Source organism: Pseudomonas sp. GW456-12-1-14-TSB6, from assembly GCF_059424205.1.
In genome coordinates this window covers 35151-53718 of sequence record NZ_JBWKZE010000028.1, presented here as the reverse complement: position 1 = coordinate 53718, position 18568 = coordinate 35151, and the positions used below count along the sequence as shown (strand labels likewise).

17 protein-coding genes are annotated in these 18568 nt (G+C 62.1%); 10 read left to right on the top strand and 7 right to left on the bottom strand.

All coding sequences use genetic code 11. From position 1 onward, the window contains the following. Positions 1 to 110: 110 nt before the first annotated feature. A complete protein-coding gene (locus AC07Y2_RS22675) occupies positions 111 to 464 on the bottom strand; it encodes a YkgJ family cysteine cluster protein (RefSeq protein WP_039771496.1) in 354 nt (117 codons plus the stop codon). A 301-nt stretch (positions 465 to 765) separates the two neighbouring features. Here AC07Y2_RS22675 and AC07Y2_RS22670 point away from each other — a divergent pair, with 301 nt between their 5' ends. Continuing rightward, a complete protein-coding gene (locus AC07Y2_RS22670) occupies positions 766 to 2115 on the top strand; it encodes a spinster family MFS transporter (protein ID WP_039771403.1) in 1350 nt (449 codons plus the stop codon). Positions 2116 to 2316: 201 nt separating this feature from the next. On the opposite strand, the gene rapA is transcribed toward AC07Y2_RS22670, so the two are convergent. Further along, positions 2317 to 5163, bottom strand: coding sequence for an RNA polymerase-associated protein RapA (gene rapA / locus AC07Y2_RS22665; protein ID WP_039771405.1), 2847 nt, complete (start codon positions 5161 to 5163; stop codon positions 2317 to 2319). A 239-nt stretch (positions 5164 to 5402) separates the two neighbouring features. On the opposite strand from rapA, the gene AC07Y2_RS22660 reads away from it, so the two are divergent. Further along, positions 5403 to 5744, top strand: coding sequence for a hypothetical protein (locus AC07Y2_RS22660; RefSeq protein WP_007959194.1), 342 nt, complete (start codon positions 5403 to 5405; stop codon positions 5742 to 5744). On the opposite strand, the gene AC07Y2_RS22655 is transcribed toward AC07Y2_RS22660, so the two are convergent. The 3 genes from AC07Y2_RS22655 to AC07Y2_RS22645 all read right to left on the bottom strand — a co-directional run bounded on the left by AC07Y2_RS22655 (position 5714) and on the right by AC07Y2_RS22645 (position 8347). Then, entirely contained in the window at positions 5714 to 6925 is a 1212-nt protein-coding gene (locus tag AC07Y2_RS22655; RefSeq protein WP_103386902.1) for an aminotransferase class V-fold PLP-dependent enzyme, read from the bottom strand. The two genes, AC07Y2_RS22660 and AC07Y2_RS22655, sit on opposite strands and share 31 nt — an antisense overlap. Then, positions 6922 to 7392, bottom strand: a complete 471-nt coding sequence (locus AC07Y2_RS22650) for a RidA family protein (protein ID WP_103386903.1) — start codon at positions 7390 to 7392, stop codon at positions 6922 to 6924. Before AC07Y2_RS22650 ends, AC07Y2_RS22655 begins: the two co-directional genes overlap by 4 nt. An 88-nt stretch (positions 7393 to 7480) precedes the next feature. After that, complete coding sequence (locus AC07Y2_RS22645; RefSeq protein ID WP_074691429.1) at positions 7481 to 8347, bottom strand: LysR substrate-binding domain-containing protein; 867 nt, start codon at positions 8345 to 8347, stop codon at positions 7481 to 7483. Between the two features lie 185 nt (positions 8348 to 8532). On the opposite strand from AC07Y2_RS22645, the gene AC07Y2_RS22640 reads away from it, so the two are divergent. Both AC07Y2_RS22640 and ccoM read left to right on the top strand, forming a co-directional pair. Continuing rightward, complete coding sequence (locus tag AC07Y2_RS22640; protein ID WP_007959203.1) at positions 8533 to 8694, top strand: hypothetical protein; 162 nt, start codon at positions 8533 to 8535, stop codon at positions 8692 to 8694. A 145-nt stretch (positions 8695 to 8839) separates the two neighbouring features. After that, positions 8840 to 8956 carry a cytochrome c oxidase subunit CcoM gene (gene ccoM / locus AC07Y2_RS22635; protein ID WP_007959205.1) on the top strand — a complete coding sequence of 39 codons (117 nt, stop codon included), beginning with the start codon at positions 8840 to 8842 and terminating at the stop codon, positions 8954 to 8956. A 570-nt stretch (positions 8957 to 9526) separates the two neighbouring features. On the opposite strand, the gene AC07Y2_RS22630 is transcribed toward ccoM, so the two are convergent. Further along, positions 9527 to 11002: an inorganic phosphate transporter gene (locus tag AC07Y2_RS22630; RefSeq protein ID WP_039771417.1), complete on the bottom strand. Its 1476-nt coding sequence runs from the start codon at positions 11000 to 11002 to the stop codon at positions 9527 to 9529. 375 nt (positions 11003 to 11377) lie between these two features. Then, complete coding sequence (locus tag AC07Y2_RS22625; protein WP_007957826.1) at positions 11378 to 11578, bottom strand: hypothetical protein; 201 nt, start codon at positions 11576 to 11578, stop codon at positions 11378 to 11380. 642 nt (positions 11579 to 12220) lie between these two features. Here AC07Y2_RS22625 and pcaR point away from each other — a divergent pair. From pcaR to pcaH, 6 genes are all read left to right on the top strand, one after another. Continuing rightward, a complete protein-coding gene (gene pcaR / locus AC07Y2_RS22620; RefSeq protein ID WP_007917109.1) occupies positions 12221 to 13063 on the top strand; it encodes a pca regulon transcriptional regulator PcaR in 843 nt (280 codons plus the stop codon). A gap of 295 nt (positions 13064 to 13358) precedes the next feature. Next, positions 13359 to 14705 (top strand): 4-hydroxybenzoate transporter PcaK, encoded by a 1347-nt coding sequence (pcaK, locus tag AC07Y2_RS22615; RefSeq protein ID WP_103386904.1) that lies wholly within the window; start codon positions 13359 to 13361, stop codon positions 14703 to 14705. Positions 14706 to 14987: 282 nt separating this feature from the next. After that, positions 14988 to 15845 carry a CoA transferase subunit A gene (locus tag AC07Y2_RS22610; protein WP_003222404.1) on the top strand — a complete coding sequence of 286 codons (858 nt, stop codon included), beginning with the start codon at positions 14988 to 14990 and terminating at the stop codon, positions 15843 to 15845. Continuing rightward, complete coding sequence (locus AC07Y2_RS22605) at positions 15845 to 16624, top strand: CoA-transferase subunit beta (protein WP_039771422.1); 780 nt, start codon at positions 15845 to 15847, stop codon at positions 16622 to 16624. Before AC07Y2_RS22610 ends, AC07Y2_RS22605 begins: the two co-directional genes overlap by 1 nt. Then, positions 16621 to 17826, top strand: coding sequence for a 3-oxoadipyl-CoA thiolase (gene pcaF, locus AC07Y2_RS22600; RefSeq protein ID WP_178082877.1), 1206 nt, complete (start codon positions 16621 to 16623; stop codon positions 17824 to 17826). The genes AC07Y2_RS22605 and pcaF overlap by 4 nt, the downstream gene beginning before the upstream one ends. 36 nt (positions 17827 to 17862) lie before the next feature. Next, positions 17863 to 18567 (top strand): protocatechuate 3,4-dioxygenase subunit beta, encoded by a 705-nt coding sequence (pcaH, locus tag AC07Y2_RS22595; RefSeq protein WP_011332820.1) that lies wholly within the window; start codon positions 17863 to 17865, stop codon positions 18565 to 18567. The last annotated feature ends 1 nt before the right edge of the window (position 18568 follow it).

Sequence of the window (18568 nt, the reverse complement as noted above, 5' to 3'; positions counted from 1 at the left end):
TTTGCAGTATAGAGGCGGTTTTTGCCGTGCAAGCGGTAGTGGCACATTGGCGCTAATGATTTCGGCATTAGCGTCATAGCGTTTGGCACTAAGCGTTGAAAGGCCTGGACTCAGGCGACTTCGTTCCAGTGCGGTTGCAGCGGCGGCAGGCCGAAACGGGCACGCGCCTTGTCGCAGTCGGTATTCTGTTCGCCGTTTTCCCACGACGCTTCGAACTCCCGGCAGGGGCTGGAACGCTTGTCGTAGATCGTGCAACTCACGGCTGTTCCGACTTCGCCTTCCAGCGCGGTGCAGCGCGGCGCCTTGCGGTCGGTGCCGATCATCGCGACCCGGCTGGGCGTGATCTGGGTGACCAGTTCATCGGGTACGGTCCCGCCGGAGGATGCGCATTCACCCCAGAAAAATGACACACGAAAATGGGAACAGCAGGCACCGCAATTCAGACACGGACTGACTTCGGACATGGGCGGGATATCAAAGGGGTTGATCGGCAGGATCCGGACGGATCCGGCGGCCATTCTAGGCTTCGCCACGGCGTTGGGAAGGGGGGCGAGAAAGTATTTTTTCATTGCCGGATTTTTCTGCAAAACCCCCGGTTTTCGGGGGATTCGAAGCATTTCAAGGGCTTACGTTTCGTTACACGGCCATGGCCCGTCATCAGGCTGGCGAATGATCACAGACAGCCCCGACGAGCGTGACTAGATTGCAGGTTCCGGGCTCGATGCGTTGGCAGTGAAGCCCTCATAACAATAAAGAGACGGACCCATGCAGAACTCGACCCAAGCGGCGAATGCCTGGCGCATTCTGTTCCTGCTGTTCCTTGCCAACCTGTTCAATTTCTTCGACCGGACCATCCCGGCGATCATCATCGAGCCGATCCGCATGGAGTGGCACCTCAGCGACTTCCAGCTGGGGATCGTCGGCACCGCGTTCACTCTGGTTTACGCGATTGCCGGATTACCACTGGGCCGCCTGGCCGACACCGGTTCGCGCAGCAAACTGATGGGCTGGGGCCTGGCGACCTGGAGCGCGCTGACGGCGGTCAACGGTCTGGTCGGCAGTTTCTGGAGTTTCCTGCTGGTGCGCATGGGCATCGGCATTGGTGAAGCCAGTTACGCGCCCGCCGCCAACTCGCTGATCGGCGATCTGTTCCCGGCCCATCGCCGGGCCCGGGCCATGGGCATTTTCATGCTCGGCCTGCCGCTGGGGCTGCTGCTGGCCTTCTTCACCATCGGCTGGATGGTCAAGGCGTTCGACAGCTGGCGCGCGCCGTTCTTCATCGCCGCCGTGCCGGGGCTGGTACTGGCGGTGTTCATGTTCTTCATCAAGGAACCCAAGCGCGGCGCGGCGGAAACCGTGCAGGTGTCCCAGGAGAAAGTCGACAAACCGATCCGCCGCGTCCTCGCCGTGCCGACCTTCCTGTGGCTGGTGATGGCCGGGCTGTGCTTCAACTTCGCGACCTACGCCTGCAACTCGTTCCTGGTGCCGATGCTCCAGCGTTATTTCCTGATGCCGTTGCAGGACGCGGCGGTGGCGACCGGGGTGATCGTCGGTGTGACCGGATTGATCGGCCTGACCCTCGGTGGCTGGATCGCCGACAAGATTCACCAGCGGGTGGCTAACGGGCGACTGCTGTTTGCCGCGTTCAGCCTGATCATCTCGACCCTGTGCACGGCGTGGGCGCTGCATGCCGGGCGCATCGAGATCGGGGTGTTTGTCGCTGTGTTCAGCGTTGGCTGGCTGTTCGCCTACAACTTCTACACCTGTGTGTACACGGCGATTCAGGACGTGGTTGAACCGCGTCTGCGGGCCACGGCGATGGCGCTGTTCTTTGCCGGGTTGTATTTGCTCGGTGGCGGCTTGGGCCCGGTGGTGGTCGGTGGTTTGTCGGATCACTTTGCCAAGTCGGCGATGGCCTCGGCGGGCGCCGAGCAGATGACCGAAGCCTTCAAGGCCGTCGGTCTGCATGATGCGATGTATCTGATTCCGGTGGCGCTGTTCCTGACCATGGTGTTCCTGTTCCTCGCCTCGCGCTGTTTTGTGCGGGATGCGAAGCGGATGAAGGACGGGATGGTGGCGGTGGTTGAGCCGCAGAGTCAGGCCGTTACCGCTTGATGACCTGCATCGCCTGATCGTTCCCACGCTCTGCGTGGGAATGCAGCCCGGGACGCTCTGCGTCCGATTCGAGAACTGGAACGCGGAGCGTCCCTTGAGGCATTCCCACGCGGAGCGTGGGAACGATCAGTGAGGGGGGCAGACAAAAAAAGGCCCGCATCGCTGCGGGCCTTTTCGTTTTTGGCGATGGAGCAGGGCAGTTTAGCCCGCCACCAGCACCCGGATCGCTTCCAGTCGCAGCGCGGCCTTGTCGAGCATCGCCAGACCTTGTTCACGCTGCTTGCGCAGGGCATCCAGTTCGCTGTCGCGCACGGTCGGGTTGACCGCTTGCAATGCGGTCAGGCGTGCCAGTTCTTCGTCGGTGTCGGCTGCCAGACGGCGGCGGGCCTCGGCGACGCGCTCGGCGTGGCGCGGGGTGACCTTGTCTTCACCGGCGTTGATCCGTGGCGTCAGCTGATCGCGCTGGGCCTGGATGAACTTGTTGGCGCTGGCGCGCGGCACGCTTTCCAGTTGATCGTTCAAGGTCTCGAACGCCACGCGCGATGACAGGTCGTTGCCGTTGGCGTCGAGCAGGCAGCGCAGGGCGGCCGGCGGCAGGTAACGGCCCAGTTGCAGCGAGCGTGGGGCAACCACTTCGCTGACGTAGAGCAGTTCCAGCAGCACGGTGCCTGGCTTGAGCGCCTTGTTCTTGATCAGCGCAACGGCGGTGTTGCCCATCGAACCGGACAGCACCAGATCCATGCCGCCCTGCACCATCGGGTGTTCCCAGGTGATGAACTGCATGTCTTCGCGTGACAGCGCCTGGTTGCGGTCGTAGGTGATGGTCACGCCTTCGTCGTCGCCCAGCGGGAAACTGGCGTCGAGCATCTTCTCGCTCGGCTTGAGGATCAGGGCGTTTTCCGAATGGTCTTCGCTGTCGATGCCGAACGCGTCGAACAGGGTTTCCATGTAGATCGGCAGGGCGAACTGGTCGTCCTGTTCGAGGATGGCCTCGACCAGCGCTTCACCTTCGCCGGCGCCGCCGGAGTTGAGTTCCAGCAGGCGGTCGCGACCGGTGTGCAGCTCGGCTTCCAGGCGCTCGCGCTCGGTGCGCGCCTCGTCGATCAGCGCTTGCCACTCGCCGTCGTCGGCCTCTTCGAGCAGCGGCAGCAGGCGCGAGCCGAACTGATGCTGCAAGGCGTTGCCGGTCGGGCAGGTGTTGAGGAATGCGTTCAGTGCTTCGTGATACCACTGGAACAGGCGCTCTTGCGGGCTGGTTTCCAGGTACGGCACGTGCAGTTCGATGATGTGCTTCTGGCCGATCCGGTCGAGACGACCGATCCGCTGTTCCAGCAGGTCCGGGTGCGACGGCAGATCGAACAGCACCAGGTGGTGGGCGAACTGGAAGTTGCGACCTTCACTGCCGATTTCCGAGCAGATCAGCACCTGTGCGCCGAACTCTTCGTCGGCGAAGTAGGCGGCGGCACGGTCACGCTCGAGGATGTTCATGCCTTCGTGGAACACCGTGGCCGGGATGCCGGAGCGCACGCGCAGGGCATCTTCCAGGTCCATCGCGGTTTCGGCGTGGGCGCAGATCACCAGTACTTTGGTGCGCTTGAGCATCTTCAGCTGGTCGATCAGCCACTCGACGCGCGGGTCGAATTTCCACCAGCGTTCTTCTTCGCTGGCGTCCGGCTGGGCCTGGAAGCTGACTTCCGGGTACAGCTCGGCGTGTTCGCCCAGCGGCAGTTCGAGGTATTCGTCCGGGCATGGCAGCGGGTACGGGTGCAGTTTGCGCTCCGGGAAACCCTGCACGGCGGCGCGGGTGTTACGGAACAGCACGCGGCCGGTGCCGTGGCGGTCGAGCAGTTCACGCACGAGGCGGGCGCTGGCTTCGGTGTCGCCATCGTTGACGGCGGTGAGCAGGGCTTCACCTTCGTTGCCGAGGAAACCGTGGATGGTCTTGTGCGCGGCTGGCGACAGGCGCCCCTTGTCCAGCAGCTCCTGAACGGCTTCGGCCACCGGGCGATAGTTTTCGCTCTCGGCGCGGAAGGCGGCCAGGTCATGGAAACGGTTCGGGTCGAGCAGGCGCAGACGGGCGAAGTGGCTGTCCTGACCGAGTTGTTCCGGGGTAGCGGTGAGCAGCAGCACGCCGGGAATGACCTCGGCCAGCTGTTCAACCAGCGAGTATTCCGGGCTGACTTTCTCTTCGTGCCACACCAGGTGGTGGGCTTCGTCGACCACCATCAGGTCCCAACCGGCAGCGAACAGGGCGTCCTGCGCCTTTTCATCGTCGACCAGCCATTCCAGCGCCACCAGGGCCAGCTGGGTGTCTTCGAACGGGTTGGTGGCATCGCTTTCGATGAAGCGTTCTTCGTCGAACAGCGCGACCTGCAGGTTGAAGCGGCGGCGCATTTCCACCAGCCATTGGTGCTGGAGGTTTTCCGGTACGAGGATCAGCACGCGGTTGGCGCGGCCCGACAGCAACTGGCGATGGATCACCAGACCGGCTTCGATGGTCTTGCCCAGACCCACTTCGTCCGCCAGCAGTACGCGCGGCGCGATGCGGTCGGCGACTTCACGGGCAATGTGCAGCTGGTGGGCGATCGGTTGCGCACGCACGCCGCCCAGGCCCCAGAGCGAAGACTGCAACTGGCGGCTGGTGTGTTCCAGAGTGTGATAACGCAGGGAGAACCACGCCAGCGGATCGATCTGCCCGGCGAACAGACGGTCGCTGGCCAGGCGGAACTGAATGAAGTTCGACAGCTGGGTTTCCGGCAGGGTGACCGCTTCGTTCTGTGCGTTGAGGCCGTGGTAGACCATCAGGCCGTCGACGTCGTCGACTTGCTGGACGGTCATCTTCCAGCCTTCGAAGTGAGTGATCGAATCGCCCGGCGAGAACCGCACGCGGGTGAGGGGCGCATTCCGTAGCGCGTACTGGCGAGTCTCGCCAGTGGCCGGGTAAAGCACGGTCAACAAGCGGCCGTCCTGTGCCAGAACGGTGCCTAAACCAAGCTCTGCTTCGCTGTCACTGATCCAGCGTTGCCCCGGTTGATACTGCTGCGCCATGCTGCCTGACTCCCACCTTGAAAAAGCGGGCTATCTTAACGGAATGAGGGCCCGAGGCCAAAGGATAAGGAGCGGTAACGAGCTTTTGGCTGCACGCTGCAAGTAAGGCAAATGTGGTCATCTGTCAGTTTTACGCAGGGCCGGGGCACCTGTGAGTGCCAACCCGGTCACAAGTTTGCGACAGATGGTTCAAGGCAACCTCGCCCCAGCCGATAGCTTGCTGACAGGAGACCCTTCATATGCTGCCACCGATGCTCCCCCTGAGCGCCGTGCCGATCACCTCCCAGCAGGATCCGATCCGCCAGCGACCGGACATTCCCCCTGTGGTGCCGGTGCAGGAAAGCTCCAACGAAAGCACCATCGACCTGCAAAAGCGCGACCCGGAAGAGGACGGCTATCTGCTGCGCGAAGAGCAGCGCCGCCAGCAGGAACGCGATCGCCGCCGCCGCGAAGCCGACGACGACCCCGAAGCGCACCTCGCCGTTCCCGGCACCGAACTCAATGCCGACAACACTGTGCCGGTGGCGCCGTTGATGGAAGATCAGCCGCGTCAGGGGCTTTGGGTCGACATCGAAATCTGAGGCCGGGCGGCCAGCTCTGTCAGGTTTTCCAGCAACACGTCGATTTCTTCTTGTGTGTTCAAGTAGCTCACCGCCACCCGCGCAATATTTGTCAGCCCGCGCGCCTGCATGTCCAGCGGCGTGTAGGCCACGCCATTGGCGCCGATGTTGATTCGCCGTCCGGCCAACGTCTGCTTCAGCGCCACGCTGTCCCAGCCTTCAAGCGTGAAGGCGATCAGCCCGGATTGTTGATTGGCCGCGCCGAGATCCCTCAGTGTCAGACCGGGAATCGTCTTCAGGCGTTGGCGCAATTCACTGCTCAGCTGTTCGATCCGTTGGCGGATGGCGATCGCGCCGAGGCGGTTGTGCTCCTCCAGCGCATTGGTCAACCCCGCCAGCAGGGCCAGCGACACCTCGCTGGTTTCAAAGCGCCGCGCGTCGTCACGCAGGGTAAAGCGCCTGCCATCCCACGGCGCCGACAATACATCGCGCTGCACGGGGAGCAGCCGTTGCAGGAATTGCGGCCGGATGTACATCAACGCCGTGCCGCGCGGCCCGCGCAGAAACTTGCGTCCGGCACCCTTGAGCACGTCGCACTGCAAGGCCTGAACATCGCAGGGCAACTGTCCCAGTGCCTGGCCGGCGTCGATGAAATAAGGGATGCCGTGGCGCCGCGCGACATTGCCGATCTGCGCGGCGGGGTTGATCAGACCGCCGTTGGCCGGCAGCCAGGTCAGGGCGATCAGACGTACCTGGCCGTCGATCATCTGCGCCAGGGCTTGCGGATCGACCGCACCTTTGGCATCGCAAGGAATCACTTCGAGCCGCGCGCCGGCCTTCACCGCTTCGGCCATGCACGCCAGGTTGCCGGCCCATTCATGGCGACCCACCAGAATCCGTTCGCCGGGCTGCCACGGCCCCAGCGCGTTGAACGCCTGACTCCAGGCTGTCGAGCCGCTGCTGGCGAAGGCGATGTCTTCGGGCTGGGCGTTGAGCAGGACGGCGGCCGCATTGCGCGCGCGTTCCTGGACCCGGTTGTCCGCCGACTCCATCGGCCCGCCGAGTGCTTCGCGTTGCAGCTGTTCGATCACCGCATCGAGGGTGGCCTGGCTTGGCAACGAGGCGCCGGCGTGGTTGAAATGGATCACCTGAGCGCAGCCTGGCGTGGCGGCGCGCAGACGCAGGATGTCGTCGATGTTCACGGCTTGAGCTCGAAGATTGCGTCGATTTCCACCGCGACGCCGGCCGGCAGGCTCGCCACGCCGACCGCGGTACGCACGTGCCGACCCTTGTCGCCGAGGGCGTTGACCAGCAGATTCGAGGCGCCGTTGGCGACCACGCCCTGAGCCTTGAAGTCTGGTGTGGCCGCCACGAAAACCCCGAGGCGCAGGATGCGCACCAGTTTCGACAGGTCATCGCTCAGTGCATGGCTCAACTGGGCGAGCAGGCCCAAGGCAGCCAGTTCGGCAGCATTGGCGCCTTCTTCGTCGGAGACCGCTTCGCCCAGTCGTCCGATGAACGCAGGTTTGCCGTCGAGCAATGGAATCTGCCCGGAGATGAACAACTGGTTCTGGCTGACCACGTGGTTGACGTAATTGGCGATCGGCTGGCTCGGCTCGGGCAGGCGCAGGCCGAGTTGTTGCACGCGTTGGCTGAGGGAATCGGTCATGGGAAGTCCTCCTGAGTGAGGGCTTCAGCATGTTGGGGCGAGCGAAGGGCGACAAACGGATAGATTTAATCCGACGCATCCAAAAAACTCATGCGTTCGCGGTTTCCTCCAGCCATTCGCAGAAACTCTGCGCCGCCGGCGTGGGCGGGCGTTGCGGGGTGACCAGCCAATAACCGATCTCGCCGAGCATCGGCGGGGTGTCGAAGGCCGGTACCAGCGCGCCTTCCTTGATCCGCCGTTCGATCATTCGCTGGCGGCCCATGGCAATGCCCTGGCCGGCAACCGCCGCTTCGACGACGATGTTGTAATCGTGGAGCATGACGCTGGGCACATGAGCCAGATCGATGCCGCTGTGTTGCTGCCAGTCGATCCATTCGAACGGCTGGTGCGACTTGGCCATCAGCAACGGCCCGTTGCTCACGCCCCTGGCTTTGAAAGCCGGGCTGCACACCGGCGTCAGGGTCTCGCCCATGAACCGGTGCGCCTGGACTTTCGGCCAGCCGCCCTTGCCGTAGCGGATCGCCAGATCCACCTCGCCGGCATCGACGTCGGCCAGTTGCACGGCGGGCAGCAGTTCGACATGGATGTTCGGGTATTTCGCGTTGAAGTCCGCCAGACGCGGCGCCAGCCACAAGGTGGCGAAGGAGGCGAGCAGGCCGATGCGCAAGGTGGTGGGGCGCTCGCCGCGCAGGTCGTGGGTGGCGGCGGCAATCGCGGCGAGGGCCGGCTCGATCTGCCGATAGTAATGTTCGCCGGCGGCCGTCAGATCGATCGCCCGGGTGCGGCGCACGAACAGTCGCTGATCGAGGAATTCTTCGAGTTTGTGTACCTGATGGCTGATCGCGCTTTGGGTCACCGACAGCTCATCGGCAGCCTTGATGAAACTCAAATGACGGGCCACGGCCTCAAAGGCACGCAAGGCCATCAGCGGTGGCAGGTCCTGATGCAGGGGCACGGCGCAGATCCTTCGGGTTCAGGGCGAGGCGCCGATTGTGCAAGCAAATCCGGTGGGCGGTACATGAAATGTTGTAGAGGGTTCAGGTGAGTGGCTGGTCAGCGTTCGCGCCAGGCCGCATTATTGGCGCAGTCCTGCCGTTGAAGCGGCAGTTGTGATTCAGTCCAAGCGATGCACCGAACGCCATGAGCCAAGACGACAAGCTGATCGACCTCAACACCGAACGCGCCAAGCGGGTTCATGACCTCAACGAGAAGCGCCTGAATGAAGTGCGCCAGGCTTTCGAGCAGGCCATGCCGTTGGGTAAACCGAAGAAAAAGCCGAAAAACAAACCGAAAAAGCGTTGATCTCCCCTGCATCCGTTGATGCAGGTCAGTTATTTCCCTTCCTTTCCTCCTCTCTGTGACCGGCATTGATCCCGGTCAATTCCTGCGCCTGCCTGATTGGTTAACTTAGTTCCATCGCAGCAAAGCAGGGGCCAGGAGGCCAGTCATGTTTTTCGATAACGTGGTGTTTGCCGGGGTCCTGACTGTGGGGCTGATGGTTCTGTTTTTTGCAGGGTTTGGATTTTTTATCTGGAAGGATGCGAACAAGCGCAAGAAGCCTTGATTCTTCCGGGTTTGATGAGCACGCAAGGCATTTTGGGCAACTTCGGTTGCCCTTTTTTTTGTGTCTTGGCGGCCTTTGGGCCGACCATGCTCTTGGGGTTTTGGGTGAATATCCGTTTCTTCGGGGGGGGCGGCTGGCGGTTTCGCCCTTACGGCGAGTCCCTTTTTCAGACGCCAAAAAGGAACCAAAAGGCTGGGCCCCGGCGTTCGGCACCTCGCTTTGGCTCGGTGTTCCTTCGTTCCGGGATTCATCCGGGGGCATCGCCTACGGTTTGCTTCGCTGCACCTCCTCTCGATGCATGCGGCTTCGCCGCACGGTCGCTGCGCTCCCACCCCCGGATAAATCCCTCCGCTCAGCCTTCCGATGGGGCCGGCACGTCAAGAGCGGTACTCGAGCTAACGCTCATCGTGTTGAGTGGTTAGAGGCGAAAAGCGACTGCTTTTGCTTTTGCTTTGATCGTTCCCACGCTCCGCGTGGGAATGCAGCCCGGGACGCTCTGCGTCCCATTTCTGGAAGCAACAAAAAAGGCGTGATCCTCTCGAATCACGCCTTTTTCATTTCAGCGGTCTATCAGCTGCCCAGCGCTTTCGACGCCAGCCAGAACAGGCCGGCCGACAGGGCCACGGTGGCTGGCAGGGTCAGAACCCAGGCCAGCAGGATGGTTTTCACCGTGCCGCCTTGCAGGCCGCTTTTGTTGGCGACCATGGTGCCGGCCACGCCCGAGGAGAGGACGTGGGTGGTGGACACCGGCAGGCTAAAGATGTTGGCCATGCCGATCAGGCTGGCGGTGGTGATCTGGGCCGACATGCCTTGCGAGTAGGTCATGCCTTGCTTGCCGATCTTCTCGCCGATGGTCAGTACCACGCGTTTCCAGCCGACCATGGTGCCCAGGCCCAAGGCCAGGGCGACCGCCAGAATTACCCAGAACGGGGCGTATTCGGTGGTGGTGGTCAGGTCTTTGCGCAGTTTGTCCAGGTCAGCCTTTTCACGCGGGGCGAGGCCTGGCAGTTTGCTGACTTTCTTCGCAGTGTCGTCCAGGCAGAGCAGGTAACGACGCACTTCGATGCGGCTTTCCGCGGACAGCGAGTGGTAGTCGGCTACGCCTTTGAGGGTGTCGAGCAGGGCGGCGATGGTCGGTTCGGTCTGTTGCGGGTTGCAACGGAATTTCTCCGGCAGGTCGCCTTCCACGCTTTTGCCCAGGGCCAGGAATTCACCCAGGGTGTCGGCGTTGCGCTTGTAGAACTGGCTCAGGTGCAGGGTCGCGTCGCGAGTGCGTTCGATCTGGTAGGTGGTGCTGTTCAGGTCGAGTACGAACTGCGCGGGCACGATACCGATCAGTACCAGCATGATCAGGCCGATGCCTTTCTGGCCGTCGTTGGAACCGTGCACGAAGCTCACGGCCATGGCCGAGATCACCAGGACCAGGCGGTTCCAGAACGGTGGGTGCTTCTTGTCGTCGATCTTGCGGCGCTGTTCCGGCGTCTTGTGCATCTTCGACAGCGGACGCCACCACTTCAGGCCGATCAGCACCAGCGCGGCGATCAGGAAGCCGGCCATCGGCGAGAACACCAGCGAGGCGCCGATATCGATCGCTTTCTGCCAGTTGACGCCGTCAGCCAGTGGAATTTCGTTGATCAGGGCGTTGGCCAGGCCGACACCGAGGATCGAACCGATCAGCGTGTGCGAACTGGAGGCCGGGATACCGAAGTACCAGGTGCCCAGGTTCCAGGCGATCGCGGCGGCGAGCAGCGAGAACACCATTGCCAGACCATGGCCGGTGTTCACGTTGATCAGCAGTTCTACCGGCAGCAGGTGCACGATGGCATACGCCACGCCAACGCCGCCCAGCAGTACGCCGAGGAAGTTGAACACGCCCGAGAAGAACACCGCCAGATGAGGCGGCATCGCTTTGGTGTAGATAACAGTGGCTACCGCGTTAGCGGTGTCATGAAATCCATTGATGAACTCGAAGGCGAGGACAAATGTCAGGGCGAGCAGGAGGCTCACAAGCACCCAGGCATCCAGTCCGCTGAATAAATCGATCATGAAGGTTTTCTGACCCGGTCATAAGGGGGCGCGATTATGCCAGAAAAGACTGGAAATCGATCCCCTACCTGCTCATCGGTAACATTCTTCAACGAATTAATTTGTGTCAGGGGGCATTACCCAAGCTTTTTGCAGGGTTTTGCAAGGTGTTGATTTGGTTGATAAAAATTTGAGACGCCGGCGAATTCGCCAGTTGTCGGGAGGGGGCTGAAAGTTGTATGAAATATCTGAGAAATGCGTCTGACATGCTCCAGACCTGTGCAATACAGGGGAGTTGGCCGCTGCCCGCGGGTAGCGGGCGCGCAAGGCATCGTCAGTCCACCGTGCTTGTAGCCCGGTGAGTACGCTTACCTTCGGAAGGTGCAAAGGACGGCTTCAAGGCTCTTCGGCTTTGAGTTCCTCTTCCATTTTTTTCAGTTCTTGCTGGAAGACCTGATCCTGAACGGTAGGGCGTTTACGCCAGGCTTTGCGTTCTGGTTCGGGCTGGGCGGCGTAGGTGGTGACTTCCCCGCCGTAAACTTCCTTGTAACGTTGTTCCTGGCGCTCAAGTTCCGCGCGCAGTTCGTCTTTCGTCACAGTGCTACCTGTATGAGTTGAGATAAATGTCTGGTGAAACGCACTGCAACGAATCATTTAACCGGTTCATCAACAAGCGCTTGCCCGGACAGGCAGCGGTGTTGTCGGGAAGACGGTCAGGACTTCCATGTTGCAGGCGGCTACGGCACCAGATTAAAACTGACGCAGCATCAGTTTCCTGTTTCAGCGAGCGCGCTGGCGGTGCATGAGTAATGAGCGTCAGGCGCTGGCCGGGGCCGGCAGCGATGGACATCGCGCCAGCGGGTGGCACCGTCGGCAAATAAGAGCGCGGTGCCACTGAGGTGCATTATAGCGGGCGAATCGGGATTGCCTATCTTTGCCAAGTTAAAAACGGTTCTGGATGTGTGATTGTTTTGTGACGTGCAACTTTCATCAATAGTTGCATCGCCGTTGCGCAGTGTTTGATTTCTGGCGCCATTTAGTCGGACAACTAAGGCGCTTAAACCACACCGGCGTTCCAAGTTCAAATCTGTTCCGCACAACCCAAACGAGGAGGTGAGGGCGATTGCGATTATCGGTCGACGGTTCGATAATCGCCCGGTGTTGGCGGTCTGTCGCTTGTGTCTCTACCAGCGAGCCGCTTGTATAGCCGTTGATCCGAACAAGAAAAAAGGACCCGACATGAACGATCAAATGCGCAATTCCTTCACCTCGGTAGCGCCGCCGATCGTCGCTTCGCCGGCCAAGCGTATCCAGGCCCTGACCGGCGATCCGGATTTCATGACCTCCCTGGCCCGTGGCCTGGCGGTGGTGCAGGCGTTTCAGGAGCGCAAGCGCCACCTGACCATCGCCCAGATCAGCCACCGCACGGAAATTCCCCGCGCCGCCGTGCGCCGTTGCCTGCACACACTGATCAAGCTCGGCTACGCCACCACCGATGGGCGCACTTATTCGCTTCTGCCGAAAGTGCTGACCCTCGGTCACGCCTATCTGTCGTCGACGCCGCTGGCGGTCTCGGCCCAGCCGTATCTCGACCGCATGAGCGAGCAACTGCACGAGGCCTGCAACATGGCCACGCTGGAAGGCGACGACATTCTCTACATTGCCCGTTCGGCCACCACCCAGCGTCTGATTTCGGTGGACCTGTCGGTGGGCGGGCGCTTGCCGGCGTACTGCACGTCTATGGGGCGAATCCTGCTGGCGGCGCTGGACGACACCTCGCTGCGCGAATATCTCGACCACGCCGAACTGGTGGCCAAAACCAGCCGCACGATTCACACCCCCGACGCCTTGCTCGAATGTCTGCAGGAAGTCCGGCAGCAGGGCTGGTGCATCGTCGATCAGGAGCTGGAGCAAGGTCTGCGCTCGATTGCCGTGCCAGTGTACGACGCGTCCGGCCAGGTGGTGGCCGCGCTCAATGTCAGCACCCACGCCGGTCGGGTCAGTCGTACCGAGCTCGAGCAGCGCTTTCTGCCGGGCTTGTTGAGCGCCAGCCGCGACCTCAGTGCGCAATTGTTTGCCTGATGAAGCTGTTCGATAAACGCACAGAGTTGCGTTTATCGAATTGACGCTAAAACCCCCGGATCATTAATGTCGCGGCAGCGTCATCCGGCGCGAATGTGAATGAGCCCGCCGGATCGTCGACTCCCATAATAATGACAAGAGGCAACCTCCCATGCGCACGTTCCCCGACTGTCGCCGCCCCCGTTCCTGTTGCCGGTATTAGCGCAACGCCTGATTTCTTCCTTATATAGTTGTGACCGTGCCGCTCTCTGGCCGGCCGCCGTTCGACTGCGTTTTCTTGCGTGGAATAAAAATAATGAACCAGCCTCAGTCCGCTGTGGGTAACTGCCTCGACGTGCAGTCCTTCATCAACGCCCAACCGATCTCGCGCTATCAGTGGCGAGTGGTGATCCTGTGTTTCCTGATTGTGTTCCTCGATGGCCTCGATACTGCGGCCATGGGGTTTATCGCGCCGGCCCTGTCCCAAGACTGGGGCATCGACCGCGCCAGCCTCGGCCCGGTGATGAGTGCCGCGCTGATCGGAATGGTCTTCGGTGCGCTGGGCTCCGGGCCGCTGGCTGACCGCTTCGGGCGAAAAGTCGTACTGGTCGGCGCGGTTTTTCTGTTCGGCGCTTTCAGCCTGGCGTCGGCCTACGCCACCAATGTCGATCAGTTGCTGGTGCTGCGTTTCCTCACTGGTCTGGGACTGGGCGCCGGCATGCCGAACGCTACCACGCTATTGTCGGAATACACCCCGGAGCGCAAGAAGTCCCTGTTGGTGACCAGCATGTTCTGCGGCTTCAACCTGGGCATGGCCGGCGGTGGATTCATCTCGGCCAAGCTGATTCCTGCGTTTGGCTGGCACAGTCTGTTGCTGATCGGCGGGATCCTGCCGCTGATCCTCACCGTGGTGTTGCTGCTCTGGCTGCCGGAATCGGCGCGCTATCTGGTGGTGCGCAATCGTGGCACCGACAAGGTGCGCAAGACCCTCGCACCCATTGATACGGCCATCGTCGCTCAGGCCGCGAGTTTCAGCGTGCCGGAACAGAAAACCGTGAAAGCGCGCAACGTGTTTGCGGTGATTTTTTCCGGCACCTACAGCGTTGGCACGTTGCTGCTGTGGCTGACCTATTTCATGGGTCTGGTGATCGTGTACCTGCTGACCAGTTGGCTGCCGACCCTGATGCGCGACAGCGGCGCGAGCATGGAGCAGGCGGCCTTCATCGGTGCGCTGTTCCAGTTCGGTGGGGTGCTGAGTGCGGTGGGCGTAGGCTGGGCGATGGACCGGTTCAATCCGCACAAGGTGATCGGCATTTTCTACCTGCTGGCCGGGGTGTTTGCCTACGCGGTCGGGCAGAGTCTGGGCAACATCACGCTGCTGGCGACGCTGGTGCTGGTGGCGGGCATGTGCGTCAACGGTGCGCAGTCGGCGATGCCGTCCCTGGCAGCGCGGTTTTATCCGACGCAGGGCCGGGCGACCGGTGTGTCTTGGATGCTCGGTATCGGCCGCTTCGGCGCGATTCTCGGGGCGTGGATGGGCGCGACCCTGTTGGGGTTGGGCTGGAATTTCGAACAGGTGCTGACGGCGCTGGTGGTTCCGGCGGGCCTGGCCACGGCAGCGGTGGTGATCAAGGGTCTGGTCAGTCACGCGGACGCGACCTGAGTTTCATTGCAGGATCGTTCCCGCGTCGAACTGGCCGCAGAGAATGCTCCGCGTTCGGTTTCGGAAGGGACGCGGAGCGTCCCGGGCTGCATTCCCACGCAGAGCGTGGGAACGATCAGTGACGGAATGATAGGCAGATAACAATCTGTTCGATTAACGAACACTCAGTCGATTATCGGATTGTTTGGTGAAAATCAGCGGCTTAATCTTCAGTGACTCCGGCGCAGAACCTCGCGCCTTTTTATTCACTGGCGATTCATTACAAAAACGGGAGCCCGCTCCATGGCTGAGATCCTTTCGCTGCACGACGCGGTGAAGCAATTCGTCAACGACGGCGATACCGTCGCGCTCGAAGGCTTCACTCACCTGATCCCTACGGCGGCGGGTCATGAAATCATTCGTCAGGGCAAGAAAGATCTGACCCTGGTGCGGATGACGCCTGACCTGATCTACGACCAACTGATCGGCGCCGGCTGTGCACGCAAGCTGATCTTCTCTTGGGGCGGCAACCCTGGCGTGGGTTCGCTGCACCGTCTGCGCGACGCGGTCGAGAAGCAATGGCCGCACGCGCTGGAAATCGAAGAACACAGCCACGCCGACCTGGCCAATGCCTACGTCGCCGGCGCCTCCGGCCTGCCGTTCGCGGTGTTGCGGGCCTACGCCGGTTCCGACCTGCCGAAGGTCAACCCGCTGATCAAATCCGTGACTTGCCCGTTCACCGGCGAAGTGCTGGCGGCGGTGCCGTCGGTGCGTCCGGACGTGACCGTGATCCACGCCCAGAAAGCCGACCGTCAGGGCAACGTGCTGCTGTGGGGCATTCTCGGTGTGCAGAAAGAAGCCGCACTGGCCGCCAAGCGTTGCATCGTCACGGTCGAAGAAATCGTCGACAACCTCAACGCCCCGATGAACGCCTGCGTGCTGCCGACCTGGGCCTTGAGCGCGGTCTGCCATGTACCCGGTGGCGCGCATCCGTCCTACGCCCACGGTTACACCGAACGTGACAACCGCTTCTATCAGGCGTGGGATCCGATCGCCCGCGACCGTGAGACGTTTACCGCGTGGATCAACGAATACATCCATGGCTGCGCTGACTTCAGCGAGTTCCAGGCCAAGTTGGCCGCTGCTTCGGAGGCCAAGTAATGACTTACACCACCAATGAAATGATGACTGTCGCCGCAGCCCGTCGCCTGAAGAACGGCTCGGTGTGCTTCGTCGGCATCGGCCTGCCGTCGAAAGCCGCCAACCTGGCGCGCCTGACCTCGTCGCCGGACGTGGTGTTGATCTACGAATCCGGTCCGATTGGCGCCAAACCCAGCGTATTGCCACTGTCGATCGGTGACGGCGAACTGGCAGAAACCGCTGACACTGTCGTGCCGACCGGTGAGATTTTTCGCTACTGGCTGCAGGGCGGGCGCATCGACGTCGGTTTCCTCGGCGCAGCGCAAGTCGACCGTTTCGGCAACATCAACACCACCGTGGTCGGCGATTATCACCAGCCGAAAGTTCGTCTGCCGGGTGCCGGTGGCGCACCGGAGATCGCCGGCTCTGCCAAAAGTGTGCTGATCATCCTCAAGCAGTCGGCGCGTTCGTTTGTCGACAAACTCGATTTCATTACCTCGGTCGGCCATGGCGAGGGCGGCGATTCGCGCAAACGTCTGGGCCTGCCGGGCGCCGGCCCGGTCGGGATCATCACCGACCTGTGCATCATGGAGCCGGAAGAGGGCACCCACGAATTCGTGGTCACCGCGCTGCACCCGGGCGTGACTCGCGAGCAAGTGGTCGCCGCCACCGGTTGGCCGATCCGTTTTGCCGACAGCGTGGCAACCACCGCTGAACCGACAGAAGTCGAACTGACTGCGCTGCGCGATCTCGAAGCGCGCACGGCCGCTGCCCACGGCCAGGCACCGGGAGAAGCATGATGCGCGACGTTTATATCTGCGATGCGATTCGTACCCCCATCGGCCGTTTCGGTGGCGGTCTGGCGGCGGTTCGCGCCGACGACCTGGCCGCCGTGCCGATCAAGGCCCTGATGGAACGCAATCCGTCGGTGGACTGGAGCGCCATCGACGAGGTATTCCTCGGCTGCGCCAACCAGGCCGGTGAAGACAACCGCAACGTCGCGCGCATGGCGCTGCTGCTGGCCGGTCTGCCGGAGACCGTGCCGGGCGTCACCCTCAATCGCCTCTGCGCGTCGGGCATGGATGCCATCGGCACCGCGTTCCGCGCCATCGCCAGCGGTGAAATGGAGCTGGCGATTGCCGGTGGCGTCGAGTCGATGTCCCGCGCACCGTTCGTGATGGGCAAGGCTGATGCGGCGTTCTCGCGCAACATGAAGCTGGAGGACACCACCATCGGCTGGCGTTTCATCAACCCGTTGATGAAGGCCCAGTATGGCGTTGATGCGATGCCGCAGACCGCCGACAACGTCGCCGACGACTACGAAGTTTCCCGCGAGGATCAGGACGCTTTCGCCCTGCGCAGTCAGCAACGTACGGCCGCTGCCCAGGCTGCCGGCTACTTCGCCGAGGAAATCGTCGAAGTACGGATCGCCCACAAAAAGGGCGAAACCGTGGTCAGCCAGGACGAACACCCACGCGCCGACACCACGCTTGAAGCCCTGACTAAACTGAAACCGGTCAACGGCCCGGACAAGACCGTCACCGCCGGCAATGCTTCGGGCGTCAACGATGGTGCCGCCGCGCTGATTCTGGCCTCGGCGGAAGCGGTGAAAAAACACGGCCTGACCGCTCGCGCCAAAGTGCTCGGCATGGCCAGCGCCGGTGTTGCGCCACGGGTGATGGGCATCGGCCCGGTGCCGGCGGTGCGCAAACTCACCGAACGCCTCGGCGTGGCGGTCAGCGATTTCGATGTGATCGAACTCAACGAAGCCTTCGCCAGCCAGGGTCTGGCGGTATTGCGCGAACTGGGGCTGGCGGACGACGCGGCGCAGGTCAACCCGAACGGTGGCGCTATTGCCTTGGGCCACCCGTTGGGCATGAGCGGCGCGCGGCTGGTGCTGACTGCGCTGCATCAGCTGGAAAAGACCGGTGGCAAGAAAGGTCTGGCGACCATGTGCGTCGGTGTCGGCCAGGGTCTGGCCCTGGCCATCGAACGCGTCTGACGCAAGCCGTGACGAAAAAGAACAGAGGAAAGCGAAATGACTGACAAGCCTGGTTACCGCCGCCCGCAGGAAGGCACCCAGCCGCCGTACCTGCACCCGACCTATCAATCCACCAATCTGCGCTCGCCGTCCAAGCCGTTGGTGTTTCTGCCGCACTCGCTGTCGGAAATCACCGGGCCGACCATCGGTGCCGAGCGTGTGGCCGATACCGACAACGATTTGACCGCCCAGCATCAGGGCGAACCGCTCGGTGAGCGGATCATCATTCACGGGCGTGTGCTCGACGAAGACGGTCTGCCGGTGCCGGGGATTCTGGTGGAGATCTGGCAGGCCAACGCCGCCGGTCGCTACAACCATGCCCGTGACCTGCACGACGCACCGCTGGATCCGAACTTCACCGGCACCGGCCGCACCGTGACCGACGCCGACGGCTGGTATCAGTTCCAGACCATCAAGCCCGGCGCCTATCCGTGGGGCAACCACCACAATGCCTGGCGTCCGGCCCATGTGCATTTCTCGCTGTTCGGGCCGAGCATCCTGACGCGCCTGGTCACGCAAATGTATTTCCCCGGCGACCCGCTGCTGGCCTACGACCCGATCTACAACTGCGTGCCGGACACCTCGGCCAAGGAACGCCTGATCGCCGCTTTCGATCTGGAAAAAACCATTCCGTCCTACGCCCTCGCTTATCGCTGGGACATCGTGCTGCGCGGCCGCGAAGCCACGCCGATGGAGAAATGAG